The 20755-nt window shown below is 69.2% G+C and carries 25 protein-coding genes; 14 read left to right on the top strand and 11 right to left on the bottom strand.

What is annotated here, in order from left to right; all coding sequences use genetic code 11:
• Positions 1-17: 17 nt before the first annotated feature.
• The gene (locus tag M8859_RS00370) at positions 18-212 is read right to left on the bottom strand and encodes a DUF7455 domain-containing protein (RefSeq protein WP_036538000.1); all 195 of its coding nucleotides are present in this window, start codon (positions 210-212) and stop codon (positions 18-20) included.
• Positions 213-488: 276 nt separating this feature from the next.
• Between M8859_RS00370 and M8859_RS00365 the strand changes: the two genes are divergently transcribed.
• The gene (locus M8859_RS00365) at positions 489-848 is read left to right on the top strand and encodes a DUF952 domain-containing protein (RefSeq protein ID WP_159919520.1); all 360 of its coding nucleotides are present in this window, start codon (positions 489-491) and stop codon (positions 846-848) included.
• A gap of 1 nt (position 849) precedes the next feature.
• Here M8859_RS00365 and M8859_RS00360 read toward each other — a convergent pair whose 3' ends face one another.
• Positions 850-1494 (bottom strand): response regulator transcription factor, encoded by a 645-nt coding sequence (locus tag M8859_RS00360; RefSeq protein WP_159919518.1) that lies wholly within the window; start codon positions 1492-1494, stop codon positions 850-852.
• Positions 1491-2684, bottom strand: coding sequence for a sensor histidine kinase (locus M8859_RS00355; protein ID WP_159919516.1), 1194 nt, complete (start codon positions 2682-2684; stop codon positions 1491-1493). The genes M8859_RS00360 and M8859_RS00355 overlap by 4 nt, the downstream gene beginning before the upstream one ends.
• A gap of 93 nt (positions 2685-2777) precedes the next feature.
• Between M8859_RS00355 and M8859_RS00350 the strand changes: the two genes are divergently transcribed.
• Together M8859_RS00350 and M8859_RS00345 are read left to right on the top strand one after the other, a co-directional pair.
• On the top strand, positions 2778-3260 hold the full coding sequence (locus M8859_RS00350) for a cation:proton antiporter regulatory subunit (RefSeq protein WP_159919514.1): 483 nt from the start codon (positions 2778-2780) through the stop codon (positions 3258-3260).
• 3 nt (positions 3261-3263) lie between these two features.
• Positions 3264-4448: a cation:proton antiporter gene (locus M8859_RS00345; protein WP_249643591.1), complete on the top strand. Its 1185-nt coding sequence runs from the start codon at positions 3264-3266 to the stop codon at positions 4446-4448.
• 202 nt (positions 4449-4650) lie between these two features.
• Here M8859_RS00345 and M8859_RS00340 read toward each other — a convergent pair whose 3' ends face one another.
• Both M8859_RS00340 and ppgK read right to left on the bottom strand, forming a co-directional pair.
• Positions 4651-6021: an RNA polymerase sigma factor gene (locus M8859_RS00340; protein WP_195070535.1), complete on the bottom strand. Its 1371-nt coding sequence runs from the start codon at positions 6019-6021 to the stop codon at positions 4651-4653.
• A gap of 193 nt (positions 6022-6214) precedes the next feature.
• Positions 6215-6973 carry a polyphosphate--glucose phosphotransferase gene (ppgK, locus tag M8859_RS00335; protein WP_195070536.1) on the bottom strand — a complete coding sequence of 253 codons (759 nt, stop codon included), beginning with the start codon at positions 6971-6973 and terminating at the stop codon, positions 6215-6217.
• Positions 6974-7139: 166 nt separating this feature from the next.
• On the opposite strand from ppgK, the gene M8859_RS00330 reads away from it, so the two are divergent.
• Positions 7140-8072, top strand: coding sequence for an inositol monophosphatase family protein (locus M8859_RS00330; protein WP_372492815.1), 933 nt, complete (start codon positions 7140-7142; stop codon positions 8070-8072).
• A 27-nt stretch (positions 8073-8099) separates the two neighbouring features.
• Here the strand turns inward: M8859_RS00330 and cei are convergent, their stop codons facing one another.
• Complete coding sequence (cei, locus tag M8859_RS00325) at positions 8100-8777, bottom strand: envelope integrity protein Cei (protein ID WP_159919504.1); 678 nt, start codon at positions 8775-8777, stop codon at positions 8100-8102.
• 376 nt (positions 8778-9153) lie between these two features.
• On the opposite strand from cei, the gene M8859_RS00320 reads away from it, so the two are divergent.
• Positions 9154-9456 (top strand): DUF4193 domain-containing protein, encoded by a 303-nt coding sequence (locus M8859_RS00320; protein WP_014986697.1) that lies wholly within the window; start codon positions 9154-9156, stop codon positions 9454-9456.
• A gap of 23 nt (positions 9457-9479) precedes the next feature.
• Here the strand turns inward: M8859_RS00320 and M8859_RS00315 are convergent, their stop codons facing one another.
• Positions 9480-9971, bottom strand: a complete 492-nt coding sequence (locus M8859_RS00315) for a DUF3093 domain-containing protein (protein ID WP_159920241.1) — start codon at positions 9969-9971, stop codon at positions 9480-9482.
• 73 nt (positions 9972-10044) lie between these two features.
• Between M8859_RS00315 and dut the strand changes: the two genes are divergently transcribed.
• Both dut and M8859_RS00305 read left to right on the top strand, forming a co-directional pair.
• On the top strand, positions 10045-10545 hold the full coding sequence (gene dut, locus M8859_RS00310; RefSeq protein WP_159919502.1) for a dUTP diphosphatase: 501 nt from the start codon (positions 10045-10047) through the stop codon (positions 10543-10545).
• Positions 10546-10550: 5 nt separating this feature from the next.
• On the top strand, positions 10551-11462 hold the full coding sequence (locus M8859_RS00305; protein ID WP_195070539.1) for a DUF3710 domain-containing protein: 912 nt from the start codon (positions 10551-10553) through the stop codon (positions 11460-11462).
• Positions 11463-11481: 19 nt separating this feature from the next.
• Here the strand turns inward: M8859_RS00305 and M8859_RS00300 are convergent, their stop codons facing one another.
• Complete coding sequence (locus M8859_RS00300) at positions 11482-12177, bottom strand: alpha/beta fold hydrolase (RefSeq protein WP_159919498.1); 696 nt, start codon at positions 12175-12177, stop codon at positions 11482-11484.
• A 132-nt stretch (positions 12178-12309) separates the two neighbouring features.
• Between M8859_RS00300 and M8859_RS00295 the strand changes: the two genes are divergently transcribed.
• The 3 genes from M8859_RS00295 (at position 12310) to M8859_RS00285 (ending at position 14175) form a co-directional block, all read left to right on the top strand.
• Positions 12310-12687, top strand: a complete 378-nt coding sequence (locus tag M8859_RS00295; RefSeq protein ID WP_067808861.1) for an OB-fold nucleic acid binding domain-containing protein — start codon at positions 12310-12312, stop codon at positions 12685-12687.
• A 3-nt stretch (positions 12688-12690) separates the two neighbouring features.
• A complete protein-coding gene (locus M8859_RS00290; protein ID WP_159919496.1) occupies positions 12691-13383 on the top strand; it encodes a DUF3159 domain-containing protein in 693 nt (230 codons plus the stop codon).
• Positions 13384-13548: 165 nt separating this feature from the next.
• Complete coding sequence (locus tag M8859_RS00285) at positions 13549-14175, top strand: sigma-70 family RNA polymerase sigma factor (RefSeq protein ID WP_159919494.1); 627 nt, start codon at positions 13549-13551, stop codon at positions 14173-14175.
• Between the two features lie 49 nt (positions 14176-14224).
• Here the strand turns inward: M8859_RS00285 and M8859_RS00280 are convergent, their stop codons facing one another.
• The gene (locus M8859_RS00280; protein ID WP_159919492.1) at positions 14225-14896 is read right to left on the bottom strand and encodes a potassium channel family protein; all 672 of its coding nucleotides are present in this window, start codon (positions 14894-14896) and stop codon (positions 14225-14227) included.
• A gap of 2 nt (positions 14897-14898) precedes the next feature.
• Positions 14899-15564, bottom strand: coding sequence for a potassium channel family protein (locus M8859_RS00275; protein ID WP_159919490.1), 666 nt, complete (start codon positions 15562-15564; stop codon positions 14899-14901).
• Positions 15565-15725: 161 nt separating this feature from the next.
• Here M8859_RS00275 and M8859_RS00270 point away from each other — a divergent pair, with 161 nt between their 5' ends.
• Genes M8859_RS00270 through M8859_RS00255 form a run of 4 tightly spaced genes read left to right on the top strand, consistent with a single transcriptional unit; the run spans position 15726 to position 19880 of the window.
• Entirely contained in the window at positions 15726-17714 is a 1989-nt protein-coding gene (locus M8859_RS00270) for an APC family permease (protein ID WP_159919488.1), read from the top strand.
• A gap of 19 nt (positions 17715-17733) precedes the next feature.
• A complete protein-coding gene (locus M8859_RS00265; RefSeq protein ID WP_195070541.1) occupies positions 17734-19170 on the top strand; it encodes a class I SAM-dependent RNA methyltransferase in 1437 nt (478 codons plus the stop codon).
• A gap of 16 nt (positions 19171-19186) precedes the next feature.
• Entirely contained in the window at positions 19187-19486 is a 300-nt protein-coding gene (locus M8859_RS00260) for a DUF1330 domain-containing protein (protein WP_159919484.1), read from the top strand.
• Between the two features lie 28 nt (positions 19487-19514).
• On the top strand, positions 19515-19880 hold the full coding sequence (locus M8859_RS00255; RefSeq protein WP_249643590.1) for a VOC family protein: 366 nt from the start codon (positions 19515-19517) through the stop codon (positions 19878-19880).
• 59 nt (positions 19881-19939) lie between these two features.
• Here M8859_RS00255 and M8859_RS00250 read toward each other — a convergent pair whose 3' ends face one another.
• Positions 19940-20614 (bottom strand): SIMPL domain-containing protein, encoded by a 675-nt coding sequence (locus M8859_RS00250; RefSeq protein ID WP_159919480.1) that lies wholly within the window; start codon positions 20612-20614, stop codon positions 19940-19942.
• Positions 20615-20755 lie beyond the last annotated feature (141 nt).

Raw genomic sequence — 20755 nt, 5'->3', positions numbered from 1 at the left:
AGGACGCGAGGAGCAGGTCAGAGCGCGGGAGCGGACTCCGTGTCGATCACGGCGTCCAGCTCACGCAGCCGATCCATGTGTTCGTTCGCGTGGTGCTGGCAGAAGAGCAACTCTCCACCCGCGGGCAGTACGGCGCGCACTCGGGCGGCCGCCCCGCAACGGTCGCAACGATCGACCGCGGTCAGTGGGGTGCTTGTCAGGGTTCCTGGCATGACTCCTCCGTCCTGGCTCCCGGTCCCGACGACCGTTCACCTGGTGTGGGGCCCGTGGTCACTCACCACGAGCTCGCTACCGCTACTTCCCAGCAGGGGTATGACTACTCTGTCAGACGTTCGGGACGGGGGAGTTTGTTCCCGCGCGTGAATCAGTGTGTTTTCGATAACACGACCAGGGATTTCGCTAAGGGCGAACGCCGCAGGTCCTGTCGTCTATGTGCACTGCGTCACATCCTCGATCGACCGATTCAGTTGTCCACTGGGAGATTACCCGTGACGTATGACACTCACACTCTTGTTCACCTATGCGCTTCGGTGGAATGGCTTTCCGCTCGGCAAACGGGGGAGTACCGGCCGCCCTCGCTCGCCGAGGAAGGGTTCATCCACCTCTCCTCGCCGCAGCAGGTGCACCTGCCCGCGAACCGTTTGTTCGTGGGACGGCGGGATCTGGTGCTGCTGTGCATCGACACCCGCCGCGTCGGCTCGCCGATCAAGTGGGAGCCGGGCGTCCCGACCGATCCGGAAGCGATGCTCTTCCCACACCTGTACGGTCCTGTGCCGGTGAGCGCGGTGACGGACGTCGAGGAGTACCTGCCCGGCGCGGACGGGACGTTCGCCCCGCTCGCGACCTGACTCATCGGTCGCGGATCTCGCGCGCCACGATGGCGGCTTGAACCCGCGATCGCACACCGAGTTTCGTCAGCACCCGCGAGACGTGCGTTTTGACGGTGGTCTCGCCGATGAACAGCCGACCCGCGATCTGCGCGTTCGACAGGCCGTCGCCGAGACAGTCGAGCACTTCGCGTTCCCGCTCGGTGAGTTCGTCGAGCCCGTCGGGAGCGGTCTGCGGCACAGCCTGATTCGAGACGTACGCCGAGATCACCGCTCGTGTCACTTCCGGAGCCAGCACCCCGTCACCCGCCGCGACGGCGCGCACCGCCGCCACCAGCGCCTGCGCGGTCGTGGATTTCAGCACGAACCCCGACGCTCCCGCGCGCAGCGTACGGAACACGTACTCGTCCAAGTCGAACGTGGTCAGAATGAGCACCTTCGCCAGGCCGTCCGCGGTGATCCGCTCGGTCGCGGTGATCCCGTCGACCCCGGGCATCCGGACGTCCATCAGCACCACCTGTGGCCGCAGCGCTTTGGCCTGGGCCACCGCGACATCACCGTCGGCGGCCTCGCCGACCACCTCGATATCGTCCTCGGCATCCAGGATCATCCGCAGGCCCGCGCGGATCGCCGCATGGTCGTCGGCGACCACCACCCGAATCCTCATGCGACCCCTGCGGAACCGAGCGGCAGTCTGGCCAGGACTTCCCAGTCGCCGGAATCCGGTCCGGCTCGCAGGCTTCCACCGAGTACGGCGGCCCGCTCGCGCATGTTCACCACGCCGCGACGCCCGGCTTCCGCCGCGGACCGGGGCGTCCGCGACGGCACGGTCGGGTTTCGGACGGATATTCGCAACGTCTGGTCCTCGGTTCGCACATCGATCGAGACCGGTTGCCCAGGAGCGTGTTTCATCGCGTTGGTCAAAGCCTCCTGAACGATGCGGTAAGCGGCCTGGTCGACCGCGCTCGGCAGCTCGGCGCAGTCGAGTGATTCGCGCACCCGTACCGAGATCCCCGCCGCGCGTGCGGCGTCCACCAGGATCGACAGCTGCGCGAGTGTGCGCGGTGCGGCGGCCTCGGCCGCGTCGTCGTCGCTGCGCAGCAGCCCGATCATGGTGCGCATCTCCTCCAGCGCGCTGAGGCTGTCGGCGCGGATGGACCGCATGATCCCGGCCACCGCTGGGTCCGGGTCGTGGCGAGCAGGGAGGCCGAGCGCCGCCTCCGCGTGCAGCGCGATGGCCGACAGGTGCCCGGCGATCACGTCGTGCAGGTCGCGCGCCATCGTGGTTCGCTCGTCGGCGATCGCCGCGCGACGGTCGAGTTCGGCGACCAGTGTCAGTGCTCGAGCGCGGCTGCGCTCGGCGTCGGCGATCTCCTTGTGCGTGCGCACCGAGCTCGCCCACCAGATCGGCGCCGCGACGAAGCTGAAGACCGCCACCAGCGCCACCGCGACCGAATGCGGGTCGCGGGTCGCGGCCAGCGTCAGCACGACGACGATCCCGGAGAGCGCCGACCAGGACAGGGCGGTGATCCGTGCGGCGCGGCGCCCGGCATACAACACCGCCGAATAGATCAGGTCGGCGTAGATGATCCATACCGGCACCGTGGCGCCGAGCTGGATGTCCACCGCCAGCGGGAGCAGCCCGCACAGCATCGCCGTGACCGGCGTCCGCCGCCGGAAGAACGTCGCCAGGCACAGCACCGCCAGCACACCGAATCGGACCCACCACGCGACGTGCCCGGCGCGATCGGTCATCGTGGACAGGCCTGCCAGGTACAACGTTGCGCCGCCCGCGAACGCGATCACCGCGCCCAGCGCATCTCGGGTCCGCTCGGGCAATTCCGACCACCGCCGCACGGCTCCATCACAACACAGCCGGCGCGACGCGCCATCGGCCGAAGTGATGACCGATCCGTTCATCGGCGCGGTGATCCGGTTAATCTGGAGAGCGTGAACGTCGACGTCACCGCACTACCCGGAATCGGTGTCCGGAAGGACTTCGGAGTGCGTTCCGGTCGCCGAATCGGCGTGGTCGCCCACCGCGACGGTGATATCGACCTGATCGTCTCCAAACTCGATGATCCCGACGCCTGTGCCGCGCAGATCCCGCTGACCACCGATGAAGCGGCGGTCCTGGCGAACCTGCTCGGCGCGCCGCAACTGGTCGCCAAGCTCAACGACGACCATCGCGATCTGCCCGGGATCACCACGCGCCAGCTGCCGATCGGGGACGACTCCCCGTACGACGGTCGCACCCTCGGCGAGACCGAGATGCGCACCCGCACGAAGGTCTCCATCGTCGCGGTCATGCGAGCCGGGCAGTTGCATCCCTCGCCCGGTCCCGATTTCACCTTCACCGCGGGCGACCTGCTCGTGGTCGTCGGCACTCCGGAGGGCTTGGATGCCGCCGCGAAGATATTGACGCACGGCTGAGCCGTGACGGACACCGCGCTCGCCCTGATCGAGCTCGGAGCGGTTCTCTTCGTTCTCGGCATGCTGGGCCGTGTCGCGGTCCGGGTCGGCATGTCACCCATTCCGCTGTACCTGCTCGGTGGCGTCGCCTTCGGTCAGGGCGGCTTCATCGAGCTCGGGGCCGCGCACGACTTCGGTCATGTGGCCGGTGAGATCGGGGTCGTGCTGCTGCTGTTGCTGCTCGGCTTGGAGTACACCGCGGCGGAGCTGGTAACCGGGCTGCGCCGTTCCTGGCCGGCCGGCCTGGTGGACATCGTGGTCAACGCCACGCCCGGCGCCGTGGTGGCGGTGATGCTGGGCTGGGGCGTCAACGGGGCGATCACGATGGCGGGTGTCACCTACATCTCTTCCTCGGGCATCGTGGCGAAGGTCCTCGACGACCTCGGCCGCCTGGGCAACCGGGAGACACCGGTGATCCTGTCCATCCTCGTCTTCGAGGATCTGGCGATGGCGGTCTACCTGCCCATTCTCACCACGGTGCTGGCAGGGCTGAGCTGGATCAGCGGACTGCGCGCCCTGGCGCTGGCACTGGTCACCATCACCCTGGTTCTCGTGGTCGCGCTGCGCTACGGACGCTACGTGTCGGCGGTGGTGGACAGCGCCGACCGTGAGGTCTTCCTGCTCACGCTGCTCGGCGCGGCGCTGCTGGTGGCCGGTGTCTCCTCCGCGCTGAGCGTGTCGGCGGCGGTCGGGGCCTTCCTGCTGGGCATCGCGATCTCCGGCTCGACCGCGCACGCGGCGGCGAAGATGCTCGAACCGCTACGCGACCTGTTCGCGGCCATCTTCTTCGTGGCCTTCGGGTTGAGCACCGAGCCGCGGTCGATCCCGCCGGTGTTGGGCTGGGCGATCGCGCTGGCGGCGATCAGTGTCGTGACGAAGGTGGCGACGGGGTGGTGGGCTGCCGCGCGAGAGGGCATTCGACCCATGGGCCGGGCCCGGGCGGGCGCGGCCCTGGTGGCGCGCGGCGAATTCTCCATCGTGATCGCGGGACTGGCGGTGAGCGCGGGCGCGATGGACGGACAGCTCACCGCTCTGGCCTCGACCTACGTGCTGCTGATGGCGGTGCTGGGACCGATCGTGGCGCGTGTCATCGAGCCGGTCGTCGGGCTGCTGCAGCACCGTGGCCGCCCCGAGCCCGTGATCTCCTGATCAGTCCTGCGCGGGGTTGGCTCTCCGCGCGGCGGTCCGTTCCGCCCAGCGCCGGTCGTACCGCGCCCCGGAATCGGCACGGGAGAGGCCGTAGTTGCCGACATCCGCGGCGACGGCAATCCTTGGAAAGCGCGACGCCCGCATTCGCCGGCCGCTGGAGGATCCAGCGGCACGACGAATGCGGGCGTCGAGACGGTGCGACCTAGTCCAGGTAGTCGCGCAGGACCTGGGAGCGGCTCGGGTGGCGCAGCTTGCTCATGGTCTTGGACTCGATCTGGCGGATGCGTTCGCGGGTGACCCCGTAGACCTGGCCGATCTCGTCGAGGGTGCGGGGCTGGCCGTCGGTGAGACCGAAGCGCAGCCGGACCACGCCCGCCTCACGCTCCGACAGCGTCTCCAGCACCGACTGCAGCTGATCCTGCAGCAGGGTGAAGCTCACGGCGTCCACCGCGACCACGGCCTCGGAGTCCTCGATGAAGTCACCGAGCTGGCTGTCGCCCTCGTCACCGATGGTCTGGTCCAGCGAGATGGGCTCACGCGCGTACTGCTGGATCTCCAGCACCTTCTCCGGCGTGATGTCCATTTCCTTGGCCAGCTCCTCCGGCGTCGGCTCGCGGCCGAGGTCCTGGAGCAGCTCGCGCTGGATGCGGCCGAGCTTGTTGATGACCTCCACCATGTGCACCGGAATGCGGATGGTGCGGGCCTGGTCGGCCATGGCGCGGGTGATGGCCTGCCGGATCCACCAAGTGGCGTACGTGGAGAACTTGTAGCCCTTGGTGTAGTCGAACTTCTCCACCGCGCGGATCAGACCCAGGTTGCCTTCCTGGATCAGGTCGAGGAACGCCATGCCACGGCCGGTGTAGCGCTTGGCCAGCGAGACGACCAGACGCAGGTTGGCCTCTAGCAGGTGGTTCTTGGCGCGGTTGCCGTCCCGCACGATCCAGTTGTAGTCGCGGCGCATCGCGACCGGCAGCTTCTCGCCCTGTTCGGTGAACTCGCGCACCTTCTCCGCGGCGTAGAGGCCCGCCTCGATCCGCTTGGCGAGTTCGACCTCCTCCTCGGCGTTGAGCAGCGCGACCTTGCCGATCTGCTTGAGGTAGGCGCGCACCGAGTCGGCGGAAGCGGTGAGCTCGGCATCCTTGCGGGCCTGGCGCAGCGCCTCGGATTCCTCTTCGTCCCAGACGAAATCGCCGGAGGCCTTGTCCGCCGCCGTGGGTTCGTCGGACTCGGCCTCGGGCGCCTCGGCCTCCTCGGCGACGTCGACCAGGTCGTCGCCGTCGGTGAGGTCCTCCTCGGAGACCTCGAGATCGCCGAGATCCTCGAGATCGAGCGACTCGTCCTCGATCGCCTCGTCGGCGCCGGGCTCGCCGTCCGGACCCGCCTTCTTGGTGCCGGCCTTCTTCGCGGGAGCCTTGGTCGCCTTCGCGGCTTTCTTGGCAGGCGCCTTCTTGGCGGCGGCCTTCTTCGCCGGAGCCTTCTTCGCGGCAGCTTTACGGACCGGCCGTGCTGCGTTTACATCTGCGGAGTCGGCATCGGCCGATTCGGCGGTCTGACGGGTATTCGTGGCTACCACGTACGCCCTTTCGTGACGGTCTCGTGCGGCGTCACGCCAGAGTTGGGTTCCGGCGGAGCGATCTGTCGGGTTTCACCGGCGCAGCGCCGGTCGGGGTTTCTCCGGCTCAGCCGGGCACGTTCCATTGTAACGATCTAACCAGGGTACCTACGGCACGATGCCGGGAACGGCATCCTCGCGGTACCCGCGCGCCTCATGGGGCGACACCCCCCGCGATCGCCATGGCGGCGCCGACGATGCCCGCGGTGTTGCGCAGGCGCGCCGGAATGACCGGGGTCTGGTTCGTGAGCAGCGGAATCCAGTGCTCGGCGTCCCTGCTGATGCCTCCGCCCGCGACGAAGACGACGGGGAAGAACAGGTTCTCCAGTGTGGTCAGGACCAGGCTGACCTGCGCTGCCCACTGTTCGTAGGTCAGGTCGTCGCGTTCCTTCACCGAGGCCGCCGCGCGGTGCTCGCTCTCCATGCCCCCGACCTCCAGGTGGCCGAGCTCGGTGTTGGGCACCAGCGTGCCGTGGTAGAGCAACGCGGAGCCGATGCCGGTGCCGAAGGTCAGCAGCATGACCAGTCCCGCGAAATTCCTGGCCGCGCCGTAGCGGTCCTCGGCCATGCCCGCGGCATCCGCGTCGTTGAGCACGGTGACCGGCCGGCCGCCGAGGGCGGCGGAGAACAGCGCGCGCGCGTCGGTGCCGATCCAGGACTTGTCGATGTTGGCCGCGGTGCGTGCCACACCGCCGATCACCACGGCGGGCAGTGTGAGGCCCACCGGACCGTTCCACCCGGCCTTGGCGACCAATTCGGCCACCGCCTCCGCCACGGCGAACGGTGTCGCGGGGTGCGGCGTCGCGATCTTGATCCGCTCGTGGACCAACTCGCCGGTGGCCAGATCGACCACGCCGCCTTTGACGCCGCTGCCGCCGATATCGATGCCGAATGCGTGCCCCCGAGCGGACATGACTAACCCCTCGTTCCCTGTGCTGGCCGATGTGATGACAGCGCTGCACGGGGCCCACGGCGCCACGGCGGGCGTTGCGATGGGATGCCCGACGACGGCGCTGTGTCGTGCACGACAAGGATAATGCGACCCCGAGGCTGGGCGTTCGGCGAGGATATGTGATGCGATGGAAGGCGTGCCGGAAACCACATCGTCAGTGTCCGACTACACCTCCGACTCGTTCGTCTCGATCGTCGCGCGTGGCGACGAAGCCGACCTGCGGCGTATCGCGGTCGACATCGCCGAGACGGCCGCCGCCCATGTCCGCACCCGCCGTCCCGAGGTGTTCGGGCCTTCGGGCGCGCACGCCGAAGGCGCCGTACAGTCCAAGAGCCACGAGACCGACCCGGTGACCATCGTGGACACCGAGACCGAAGAGCTGATCCGAAAACTGCTCGCCGAACAGCGCCCCGGCGACCCGATCCTCGGCGAGGAGGGCGGCGGCAGCATCGATGACGCGAGCGCCGACACCGTCCACTGGGTGGTGGACCCGATCGACGGCACCGTCAACTTCCTCTACGGCGTCCCCGGCTACGCCGTGTCGGTCGCCGCGCTGCGTGGCGGGCGACCGGTCGCGGGCGCCGTGGTGGACGTGGCGCGGGCGGCCACCTACAGCGCGGGGCTCGGCCTCGGTGCGCTGCGGGTCGACGCCGACGGCGTGGTGGAGCACTTGAGCTGCACGCCCGTCGAATCGGTCGCGATGGCTTTGGTCGCCACCGGATTCGCCTACGGCAGGCACCGCAGGACCAGGCAGGCGGAACTGGTCGCGCAGGTGCTGCCGCACGTGCGCGACATCCGTCGTTTCGGCGCGGCGGCGCTGGACCTGTGCCATGTCGCGGCGGGCCGGGTGGACGCCTATTACGAGCACGGACTGAACGCCTGGGACTGGGGCGCAGGCGCGCTGATCGCCGCGGAGGCGGGCGCGCGGCTGACGTTGCCGCCCGCGACGGCGCCGGGCACCGACGGCGACCTGGTGGTGGCCGCCGCGCCCGGCATCGCCGACGAACTCGGGGAACTGCTGGTCCGGGTCGGCGCTACCGAGCCGATTCCGGACCGCTGATCAACAGCGCGCGTTCCGCGCGGCTGGTCAACAGCGCGCGTTCCGCGCGGCGTCGAGCAGCTTGATATCGATGGATGTGGAGTTGCCCGGCGCGGGGTTCTTGAGCGAACGCAGCACTTCCTCGGCGTCGTTGCTGGGCCGGATGTCCCGGAACAACGAGCCGAGCACCAGATCGACCGTGTCGTCGCCGCGCTGATCCTCGATCAGCTCGGCGCACGGCGCGACCAGTTGCACGGATGCGGCGGCCGGTCGGCCGTTGACGCCGAAGCGGATCTGTCCGGCGCATTCCAGGTCGCCGTTGACGTATACCGAATCGTTGCCGTACTGCATTCCTGGCGCGCCGGCGAAGCCGAGGTCGCCGAGCTTGGCGGCGACGTGCGCGGCCTGCCCGCGCTGGTTGTTGGCGTTCAGCACGCGCACCTTGCTCGCTGACAGCGGTGCGGGTTCCACGTCTTCCAGTCGCCCCGCGCCGACCCGCTGACCGAGCGGAGTCGCTTGGGGCGCACCCGGATCCGAGGCGGGGCTCGGTGAGTTGCACGCCATCGCGGTGTAGTCGGTGTCGTGCGTCGTGAGGGCTTTGATCCAGACGATCCCGCTGATCAGAGCGAGAACGCCGAGCATGATGAGCCAGGGCTGCGGGCGGCGGCGCAGGAACGGACGACCTTGCGGATCCGTCGCGCTGCCTTCGGTGATCAGTGAAACCACCAGCACACTCTACGAAAATGTGGCGAGGGCGCGGCGCAAGGTCTCGGTGCGTTCCCCGAACGGTGTCGATTGGCCCTCGATTTCGACTCGTCTGTGTTTTGATTGCGACTTTTGCTCCGGCGTCCGCTATTGTCTGGCGGCCCAGATCGAATCGCCGGTGCGGAAATCAGTGGTCGGTCGCGGGAACAAGAAGGGCATGTCCTGCGTTTACCCAGCGCTATCGGGAGTGGATCGGCACGATCCGCCCTGATAGGCGACCGGTGTACGTGTGACGTGCACCACCGGCGGGGCGGCTTCCGTCGCGGCGGTTCCGGCAGGAATCGGGTGTGAGCGGACCGGTCCGGGATATACGGAGTTAGGACGAGGGGAAGACGACATGGCAACCGACTATGACGCACCGAGGCGCACCGAAACCGACGATGTGTCGGAGGATTCGCTGGAGGAGCTGAAGGCTCGTCGTAACGAGGCACAGTCCGCCGTCGTGGATATCGACGAATCCGATACCGCGGAGTCGTTCGAGCTTCCCGGCGCCGACCTGTCCGAGGAAGTGCTGACGGTTCGGGTGATCCCGAAGCAGGCCGACGAGTTCACCTGTTCCAGCTGTTTCCTGGTCCATCACCGGAGCAGGCTGGCCAGTGAGAAGGGCGGCCAGATGATCTGCATGGATTGCGCCGCCTGATCTCGACGAAATCGAACAATGTGTCAGCCCGCGCTCGGTAGACCGAGCGCGGCAAGGACCCGTTCGGGCCGCCGCGTACTGACCAGCCAGTACGGCGTCGGATCGTCCGGGTCGTCGAGCACGAGCAAAACCATCGGCCCCACCCAGGGGCGATGCTGGACATAGGCGGCGGGGTCGAGCTGGCGACCCAGCGCCGCGCTTTTCGCGGTGGGGGCGACGATGGCCGCGCGGGCCACGAAATTCACCGGCAGATGCGCGCGATCGGCGCGCAACTCCGGTGTCCCGGTCGCGTCCGGCGCCACTTCGACGCGATGTCTGCTCAGCCACAGCAGCACCCAGACCGGCACCGGGAACAGCAGCACGTAGGGCAGCCACGCCCGTAATCCCGGGGCTCCCATGTGGATCTCCGCCGCGAGCAACCCGGTGAGAGCGAAGGCCACGGGCCACCACCACAGCGGCACCCACAGACGCTCCCGGTACAGGTGCGCTTGCTGCTTTTTCTCGTCCGCGGTCATGGGATTGGGCTGGTCCGACACGAGTCAACACTAAGTCACGAGGGCGAACAGCCTACGCGTAGGCTCGTCCAACGTGAGCGCACTTTCACCCATACCCTTGCTGCGGCTGGACCCCGGCATACCTGTGCCCACGCGCGCCCATGCGGGCGACGCGGGCGTGGATCTGTGCACCACGCAAGACGTCATCCTGGAGCCGGGCGAGCGGGTGCTGGTCGGCACCGGTGTCGCCGTCGCGCTACCGGCCGGCACGGTCGGCTTGATCCATCCGCGCTCGGGTCTGGCGGCCAAGGCCGGCCTGTCGGTGGTCAACACCCCGGGCACGATCGACGCAGGGTATCGGGGCGAGATCAAGGTGTGCCTGATCAACCACGACCCGCGCACGCCGATCGAGTTGCGTCGCGGCGACCGGATCGCGCAACTGCTGGTGCAACGAGTGGAGCTGGTGGATTTCGTGGAGGTCGACTCGCTCGACGAGACGACCAGGGGGGCGGGCGGCTACGGCTCCAGCGGCGGCCACGCGAGCCTGACCGCGCAGACGAACGGGGCGGGCCGGACGACCGGCAAGGAGGCATGACGGGAATGTTCGGAAAGAGAAAGAAGTCGAGCCGGGCCGCGGACGACCGATACGACGAGGCGGAGGACTACGCCGACTACGAGCCCGAGTCCGACTACGAGTCCGACTACGAGTCCGACTATGAGTCCGACTATGAGTCCGACTACGACGACGACTTCTACGACGACGCCCCCACCGACGAGCGCTCGTACGAGGGCGTCGACCTCGACGCCGACCGGCCGCACGGCCGACCCGGCCCCTACGACTACGACGAGGTCGCCGAACTGCTGGATTCGGTGTCCGAGCAGCGGCTGGATCTCGGGTCGGTCCTGTTGCCGGTCCCGCCGGGCGGTCAGCTGCAGGTCGAGATGACCCCGGAGGGGCAGCCGCAGGCGGTGCACCTGGCCACCGAGCACGGCCGGATCACCGTCGCGGCCTACGCCGCGCCCAAGACCTCCGGCCAATGGCGGCTGGTCGCCGCGGATCTCGCCGACTCGCTGCGCAAGGACGGGGCCAGGGTGTCGGTGGAGAACGGCCCGTGGGGCCGGGAACTGCTGGCCCTGACCGAGGGCGCCGACCTGCGTTTCATCGGTGTGGACGGCTATCGCTGGATGGTGCGGCTGGTCGCGGCGGGCCCCTCGGGCGCTGCGGACGACGGCAGTCCGCTGGTGAAGGCGGCGCGCGCGATCTTGAGCGAGACGGTGGTGCGGCGTGGCGAGGACCCGCTGCCCGTGCGCGAGCCGCTGCCCGTCGTGCTGCCGCAGCAGTTGTCCGAGCAGCTGGCCGCGGCCCATCAGCAGCAGGTCGAAGCTCAACAGCAGGCGATGGCCGCGCAGGCGGCGGCGCAGACCGGCGCGCAGCCAGTGGTGCCGCGGATGTCGCAGGGACCTCGACGCGGTGCGGACGGCTCGGCCATGCAGCAGCTCGGCCTGAACTGAGCCGACCGAGCCGACGAACTCACTCGAAGGCGCCGAGCCCCGCGTGCCCCAGTATCGCGGGGTCGGCGCCGAGTTCTTCCAGGGTGATCCGGTGCAGGTGGGAGTGCGGGGCCGCCGTCGCCCACTCCTCGGCCACCGCCGCCGGGTGCACCGGGTCGTCGACCGCGGCGACCACCGCGAGCGGCGGCTCGAAGGTGGCCAGCCGCTCGACGTCCGGCCACTTGTAGTCCGCGGCCTCCTCCAGCGCCTGCGGAAGATCCGGCCACTGGGCCCGCCAGGACTGGGTCAGCGCGTCCGCCAGCCACCGCGGACTGCTCGACCGCATGCGGTCGAGCACCGTCGCCAGACCGTCGGCGCGCAGTTGCGCCGCGGTGGCCGCGGCGCTGAGCGCGGCCGGGCAGGCGGCGGTGTCGCTCCCGGTCCAGGCGGGCAGCGCCGCCACGACCCCGACGACGCGATCCGGATGCTCGGCCGCCCACTCCAGTGCTATCGCGGCGCCGAGCGAGATCCCCGCCGCCAGCACCGGTGCCGAATCCGCCGCGGCGTCCAGCGCGGCCCGGCAGCTCGCCACCACGCGGCGCGGGTCCGGTTCCACCGCGACGAATTCCAGTCCGCGGGCAGCGCTGGCGGGCCCGAAGGCGCGCCTGGCGAAGGCGGCGTCGGACCCGGTTCCGGGCAGTGCCACGACGCGAGCGAGGTGTGGGGAGGCGAACATCGGTCCGAGCGTAGCGGGGGTCGCCCGGCCCATCTACAGTGGCGTTGTACGACCACGACAGGTCGTGCGGATCGGATCCCTCACGATGGTGTGCGACCCACGCCATCTGCTCTACGCAGGAGAGCGTGCACAATGTCATCCGCAGCCTCAGGATATTTTCGCCGTCTGGGCCGCAGGCTGACCGAAGACATCGATCAGCTGGATGCCGAAGAGCTGGCCGAGACATCCGAGGCCTCGGGAGCGTGTCGCGCGTCGGAGTGCCGACGCGGTGACGAGGCCACCATGCTCGGTAGGCTCCGCAGCGTCGAAGCGTGTCCCAAGTCCGCAGGCGCCAGCGTCCAGGCGGAGTTCTTCGACGGCACCGACGCCATCACGCTGGTCTGGATCGGGCGTAGGCGCATTCCCGGCATCGAGCCGGGTCGGCGCATCCTCGTCCGTGGCCGGGTGGGCGATCGGGACGGCCGCAAAGTGATCTTCAACCCTTACTACGAATTGCGCGGGAACAGCTGACGTATGCCATTGAGCGACGACAACGCAGGATCGGACGACCGCACCGGGCTCGCCGTGCCCGACCGTGAGGAAGAACGTGCCGAGCAGACCCTCCTCGAACAACTCGGCGGCTTCAGCGGCCTGATCTACTCGACGCTCCCCGTCGTCGTGTTCGTACCCGTCAACAGCGTCGCCGGGCTGACCGCCGCCATCTGGTCGGCTCTCGGGGTGGCCGCCGCCATCCTCCTCTGGCGTCTGGTGCGGCGCGATCCCATTCAGCCCGCCATCTCGGGCTTCTTCGGCGTCGGCATCTGCGCTTTCATCGCCTACCGGATGGGCGAGGCCAAAGGGTTCTTCCTCTTCGGCATCTACACCAGCCTCCTCTACGCCGGGGCGTTCCTCGTGTCCATCCTCGTTCGTCGGCCGCTGGTCGGCGTGATCTGGGGGGTGCTCAACGGCCACGGCTCGGACTGGCGGTCCGATCCGCGCGCGGTGCGACTCTACGACCTGGCCACCACGACCTGGATCGTGGTGTTCGGCGCGCGCTACCTGGTGCAGTCGCAGCTCTACGACACCGACCGGACGGGCTGGCTCGCGTTCGCCCGTATCGGGATGGGCTGGCCGCTGACCGCCGTGGCGCTGGGCGTCACCATCTGGGCGGTGCGCCGGGCTGGTCACCTGCCCACCAAGACGGTGGCCGCGACCGGCTCGGCCTGAGCGTCGGCCCCGCGCCGCCGCCCGGCGAAAACCACAGGGGTGGGGTAAGTCCCACCGCCGAGGTGGGTGGTAACCCACCCTGGGGTGCCTGGTTGCCGTTCCGCGTTCATCAGACGATCTATGCGTACCGAGAACACGCACTGATCGGCAAGAAAGGACTCGGACGTGGCTACCGAGCACAACACCGCGGCGCTGCCCAAGAACCACCATCCCGCTCTCTCGGAGAGCCGGCGGGTATCGGCCGAGTTGGACAAGCTGATCGGCCCGGCGGCCGCGGGCGACCGGCAAGCGATCAGCGAGATCATCCGGATCGTGCACCCGCTGGTGCGCCGCTACTGTGGTGCGCGCCTGGGCAACACGGCCCATCTGCACGTCACCGCCGACGACGTGGTGCAGGAAATCCTGCTGGCCACCGTGAACGCCATTCCGCGCTACCGCGATCAGGGCAAGTCGTTCCTGGCCTTCGTCTACGGCATCGCGGCCAACAAGGTCGCCGACGCGTTCCGCCGCTCGCAGCAGCATCCCGCCTACCCGACGCCCGACGTCCCGGACCGCGCATCCTCCGCGGCCGGCCCGGAGGAGTGGGCGCTGGCCTCCGAACGGCGCACCGCCACAAGGGAACTCATGAAAGTGCTGGCGCCCGCGCACCGTGACGTGCTGGTGATGCGCATCATGCTGGGCTGGTCGGCGGCGCAGACCGCCGAAGCCATCGGCACCAGCCCGGGCGTGGTCCGGGTGATGCAGCACCGGGCGCTGAACAAGCTGCGCGCGCAGCTGAAGCCGGCCGCGTAGTCCCGCGTGCGGCGCTTCGCCGACAACGCATCCGGCCGTGTACGGGGAGTTATGGCCTGATGCCGTGATTGGCGAGTTCCACCCGGAGGTCCTCCTCTGCCTCCACCGAGGTCACGAACAGCAGCTCGTCGTCGCCTTCCAGCGCGTCGTCCGGCTGCGGCACGATCACCCGCCCGCCACGCAGGATGGTCACCAGGGCGGCGTCGCGCGGCAGGGTGAGCGTGCGCACCGGCTTGCCCGCCAGCGCGGTGTCCGCGGGCAGTGTCATCTCCACCAGGTTCGCCTGGCCCTGACGCAGCGTCATCAGGCGCACCAGATCGCCGACAGACACCGCCTCCTCGACCAGGGAGGCCAGCAGCCGCGGCGTGGATACCGCGACGTCCACACCCCAGGAACCGTCGAAGAGCCACTCGTTGCGCGGGTCGTTCACGCGCGCCACCACGCGCCGCACCCCGAACTCGGTCTTGGCCAGCAGGCTGTGCACCAGGTTCGCCTTGTCGTCACCTGTGGCCGCGATGACCACCTCGTAGGTCTCGAGCCCGGCCTGCTCCAGTAGCGCGAGTTCGCACGCGTCCGCGTGCACCCAGATCGCGTCGGGGATCGCGACCGCATCGATGTGCTCGAGCTGACGCTCCAACAGCATGACCCGGTGTCCGCCGCGCAGAAGCTCCCTGGCGATCGAACGGCCTACGGCGCCCGCTCCGGCGATGGCCACTTTCATGTTCAATCCTCGCTCGCTGGGGGCTTGGTGGCCATGGCGACGGCTTCGCCCACGGTGCCGGATGCGGCGGCCACATAGACGATGTCGTCGGCCTGGATGATGGTCTTGCTGTCGGGAAGCAGCGCCTGGCCGAACCGGATGACGAACGCCACTCGGGCCGAGATGGTCTGCTCGAGGTCGCGCACCGTGCGGCCGTACCACTCTTCGTGCAGCGTCAGCTGGGTCACAGCAACCGTTCCGGTCGGGTCCCGCCAGGTGGTGGTGCCGGTGTCGCCGATGAGCGCGCGCAGGAAGCGGTCGGTGGTCCACGGGACCGTCGCGATGGTCGGGATCCCGAGCCGTTCGTAGACGGCCGCGCGCTTGGCGTCGTAGATGCGGGCGACCACCCGCTCCACCCCGAACATCTCTCGGGCGACCCGGGCGGAGATGATGTTCGAATTGTCACCGGAGGAGACCGCCGCGAACGCTTCGGCTCGCTCGATTCCCGCCTTTATCAGCACATCTCGATCGAATCCGACGCCTGTCACCCGCTCACCGGGGAAGTCGGATCCCAGGCGTAGGAAGGAACTGGGGTCCCGATCGATCACGGTGACCTCGTGACCTACGCGGACCAGGGCATGGGCCAGTGACGAGCCGACCCGCCCGCACCCCATGACCACTACGTACACCGTGCAACCTCGTTCCTGAAACCATGGTGTTCGGTCTGATCTGCCGTTCGGTCGAACGCTACCCGTCGAATGATTCCACCGGCCACGTTCCCCCTCCAGCCCGCGAGCAAACCTGCGAGCCACGCGCGCGATCCACCGTGCGGGGGCCTATGCTCGCTCCAGTGTCCAAGTTGACGACGGCAGCGAAGCGAGTGCTGCTGGGCAGGCCTTTCCGTAGTGACTCGCTCGGCCACACACTGCTGCCGAAGCGGATCGCGCTTCCGGTGTTCGCTTCGGACGCCATGTCGTCGGTCGCCTACGCCCCCGAGGAGATCTTCCTCGTCCTCTCGGCTGCCGGGGTGGCGGCGTACCTGTACGCCCCGTGGGTCGGATTGGCGGTCGCCTTCGTCATGGCGGTGGTGGTGGCCAGCTACCGGCAGAACGTGCACGCCTACCCCTCCGGCGGCGGCGACTACGAGGTGGCCACCACCAACCTCGGCCCCAACGCCGGGCTGACCGTCGGCAGCGCGCTGCTGGTCGATTACGTACTCACCGTCGCGGTGTCGATCTCTTCGGCCGCGTCGAATATCGGCTCGGCCATTCCGTTCGTCGCCACCCACAAAGTGCTGTTCGCCGTCGTAGCCATCGCGGTGCTGACCGCGATCAATCTGCGCGGCGTGCGGGAATCGGGCACCGCGTTCGCCATTCCGACCTACGCGTTCATCGCCGGCATGTTCATCATGCTCGGCTGGGGGCTGATTCGGATCTTCGTGCTCGGCGAGGAATTGCGGGCCGAATCGGCCGGCTTCGGGTTGATCGCCGAGCACGAGCATCTCTACGGCTTGGCGTTCGCCTTCCTCATCGCGCGCTCGTTCTCCTCCGGCTGCGCCGCGCTGACCGGTGTGGAGGCGATCAGCAACGGGGTGCCTGCCTTCCGTAAACCCAAATCGCGCAATGCCGCCACCACCCTGCTGATGCTGGGGGCGATCGCGATCGTCTTGCTGATGGGCATCATCATCCTCGCCCAGAAGATCGGAGTCGTCTACGCGCACAACGTCGCCGACCTGACCGGCGCACCAGCCGACTACCACCAGAAGACGCTCATCGCCCAGCTCGCCGAGACGGTGTTCCACGGGTTCCCGCTCGGATTCTTCTTCATCACGGCGGTGACCGCGCTGATCCTCGTGCTCGCCGCGAACACCGCGTTCAACGGGTTCCCCGTGCTCGGCTCGATCCTGGCGCAGGACCGCTACCTGCCGCGCCAGCTGCACACCAGGGGGGATCGGCTGGCGTTCAGCAACGGCATCCTGTTCCTGTCCGGTGCGGCCATCGCGTTCGTGGTGCTGTTCGGCGCCGAGGTGACCAAGCTGATCCAGCTGTACATCGTCGGCGTGTTCGTATCGTTCGTGCTCAGCCAGACCGGCATGCTGCGCCACTGGACCCGCCTGCTGCGCACCGAGACCGACCCGGCGCAACGCGGGCGGATGAAGCGATCGCGGGTGATCAACGCGGTCGGTCTCTCCGCGACCGGAGCGGTACTGGTGATCGTGCTGATCACGAAGTTCTTCGCGGGCGCCTACATCGCCATCTTCACCATGGTCGCGATCTTCGTCGTGATGAAGCTGATTCGCAGGCACTACGATTCGGTCGCGCGTGAGCTGGACGAGCACGAGTGGGACGGCGTGCTGCCCAGCCGCTCGCACTCCATCGTGCTGGTCTCCCGGCTGCATCTGCCGACCCGCCGCGCGCTGGCCTACGCGCGCGCCAGCCGCCCCGACACGCTGGAGGCGGTGACGGTGAACGTCGACGATGCCGACACCAGGGCGCTGGTGCGCGAATGGGAGAAAAGCGATATCACGGTGCCGCTCAAGGTCATCGAGTCGCCGTACCGCGAGATCACCAAACCGGTCCTCGACTATGTGAAGCGGGTGCGCAAGGACGCCCCGCGCGACGTGGTGACCGTGTTCATCCCCGAGTATGTGGTCGGACACTGGTGGGAACAGATCCTGCACAACCAGAGCGCGCTGCGGTTGAAGGGCAGGCTGCTGTTCGAGCCGGGCGTGATGGTGACCAGCGTGCCGTGGCAGCTGAGTTCGTCGGCTCGGGCCAAGGCGCCGGGTGTGGTGAACGCGGCCGGTGCGTGGCGGCGCGGCTACGAGGACCGGACATGACGCTCGCGGAGCATGCGCGATGAACGATCGGCGGACGAGGACGTTCGAGGTGCGGCTCGGGCCGCCGGGGCACGGCGGCTTCTGCGTCGCGCGGCACGAGGGACGCGTGGTGTTCGTCCGGCACGGACTGCCCGGTGAGCTGGTGCGGGTCCGGGTCACCGAGGATCGCGGCGGCTCGTTCTGCCGGGCCGACGCGGTCGAGGTGCTCGAGGCGTCACCGGACCGGGTGCCCGCCATCTGCCCGGTCTCCGGTCCCGGTGGCGCGGGGTGCTGCGATTTCTCGTTCGCCACGCCGACGGCCCAGCGCACGATGAAGGCCGCGGTGGTGGCCGAACAGTTGCGACGGGTGGCCGGTATCGAGCGCGAAGTGCTGGTGGAGCCGATCGGACCCCCGGACGCGGTCGGCGGATGGCGTACGCGGGTACGGCTCGCGGTCGACGCGCACGGCCGCGCGGGAGTACATCGTTATCGCAGCACCGACGTGATCGCGGATCTGCGGTGCCCGCAACCGGTCGCGGGGGCACTGGAGGGAATCGCCGACCGGCAGTGGACGCCGGGCGCGGACTTGGTCATCGCGGTGGACGGTGACGGGATCCGGCACGTCGTCGAGCTGGCGCCCGCCGCCGAGGCCGAGCCGGTCAGCCGGGGCGGGGATCGGCGCGGCCCCGGCGGGAGTGGGCGGCGATCGGAGACCGGTGGTCCGGACCGGCGTGAACGCGCCGGAAGCGGTCGGCGTGAGCGGCCGCACGGCCGCGATCAGCGTGGGGGACGGCGTGGCGGCGGCGGAGCGTGGGCCGGCGCGGACAACCGGCGCGACGGCAGGCGCGAGGCGTCCGCGCGACGTGCCGCGGCGCACGCGGCGCGTGACGAGTGGGTGTTCGGGGGAAGCGGCCGCGCGGTCGAGTACGTGGCGGGCCGCCGGTGGGAGGTCGCGGCGACGGGCTTCTGGCAGGCACATCGCGGTGCGGCGCAACGCTATTCGGATCTGATCGCGCAGTGGTCGGACCTCGGGCCGGGCGGGCGGGCCTGGGATCTCTACAGCGGCGCGGGGGTCTTCGCCGCGCGCCTGGGCGAGCAGACCGGGCGGACCGGGGTGGTGCTGGCGGTGGAATCTGCGCGGCCCGCGGTGGCCGACGGGTCCGCCGCGTTGCGTGATCTGCCCTGGGTGGAGCTGCGGGCGCAGCGGGTGGAGCGCTGGGTGCTCGAGCACGTCGGCGCGGCCGCGCCGGATGTCGTCGTGCTCGACCCGCCGCGCGCGGGCGCGGGCAAGGAAGTGGTCGGCGCGGTCACCGCCAGCGGGCCTGCGCGCGTCATCCACGTCGGGTGTGATCCCGCCTCGTTCGCTCGCGATCTGGGCCTGTACCAGGCCGCGGGCTACCGCCTCGCCGATCTGCGCGCCTTCGACGCGTTTCCCGCCACGCACCACGTCGAATGTCTTGCGTTGCTGCGGCGGTGAGTGCAGGGTCACCGCCATGACCGTGTATGTGATCGCACAGCTGAAGTTCACCGATCGCGCCGCTTACGATCGCTACCAGGCGCGATTCCTGGACGTCTTCGTCCGCTACTCCGGCACGCTGCTGGCGGCCGACGAAGCCCCGCAGACCATCGAGGGCGTCACCGACCGCGAAAAGGTGGTGCTGATGTCCTTTCCCGACGAGCCGTCGTTCCGCGCCTGGGCCGAATCGCCGGAATATCAAGAGATCTCGAAGGATCGTCATGCCGGAGCGGACACGGTGAGCCTGTTGGTGCGAGGTCTCGGTCACGGTTCGTGAACCACCGGACCTCCGGCACGATGGAGGGATGATCCATCACGTCCAATTGTGCTGTCCCACAGGCGCCGAGGACCGGCAGCGTGGTTTCTATGCCGGGGTACTGGGGTGGCCCGAATTGCCGAAGCCGCCGCTGTCGGCCGCGCGCGGCGGCTGCTGGTTCCGTGTCCCGGGCCACGGCGGCCCGGACGGGGAACTGCACGTCGGCGTGGAAGCCGACTTCCGTCCCGCCGTCAAGGCGCACCCCGCGTTCGTCGTGAACATCGATGCTGTCGCCGAAGCGGTCGCAGCGGCCGGATATCCGGTCGTGTGGGCCGATCCGGCGGAGATCCAGGGCCGGCGGCGGTTCCACACCCACGACGCGGTGGGAAATCGGCTGGAGTTCCTCGCCGGTTGAGATCAGGCGGGCCTCCGGTTACCCGGGTCGTCGGACCGCCTGGCCGTGGCGATGTGCCGTCACTCCAGTTGCCAGGTGACGCGGATACCCGCCGAGATTTCGCTCTGGCCCAGTTCGACCGGGATGGCGGCGGCGCGGTAGGCCTCCATGGGCGCGGACAGGGACTGCGCGCGCGGGACCGGAGGGGCAGCGGCGGTGTCCTCGGTGATCTCGATGACCTTGCCCAGCGCCCGCTGCGCACGTTGCGCGTACTGGTCGGCCTTGGCCCGGGCGTTCTCCCAGGCGGCGTCGCGGGCCCGGGTGAGCAGGGACTCCTGGTCGGCGAAGGTGAGGACGAGACCGCCGAGGCGGACATCGTCACCGCCCGCCTCGACGCAGTTGGCGATGACGGTGCCCGGGCCGGGATCGGCTTCCTCGCCGATGTCACGCAACGCGACGGTCAGCGACGTGCTCGCGAGGTAACCCGTGATGCGGTTGCCCTGACCCTCGGTCCATACCGTTTCGGTCTGCACCGACAGTCCGCTGGTGGCGATGTCCGCGCCGTCGACGCCGTCGGACCGCAGCGATCGCGCGACGGCGGCGACGCGCTCGCCCGCCTGCCCATAGGCGAGCGCGACCTTGCTCGCCCGCGATTCGACGGAGATCGTCACCCGCATCAGGTCCGGGGTGGCGCGGGCGGTGCCGTGCCCGTAGGTCGTGACGGCGCCTGCGCGCGAATCGGTCTTCTTGCCCACGGAACTCTCCTCGTCGGTCGCCTGTCGAGCCGTACCGCACCATCGTGCCCGCTTCGATCGCCCGCGACATCGCTTGCTCGGGCCGGCCCACCCTGGCGCCGCATGCCGGGTACCGTATGTCGAGGCTCACATTTCGATGCC

The sequence above is a fragment of the Nocardia sputi genome, from assembly GCF_023501985.1.
This window is presented reverse-complemented; position numbering and strand designations above follow the sequence as displayed.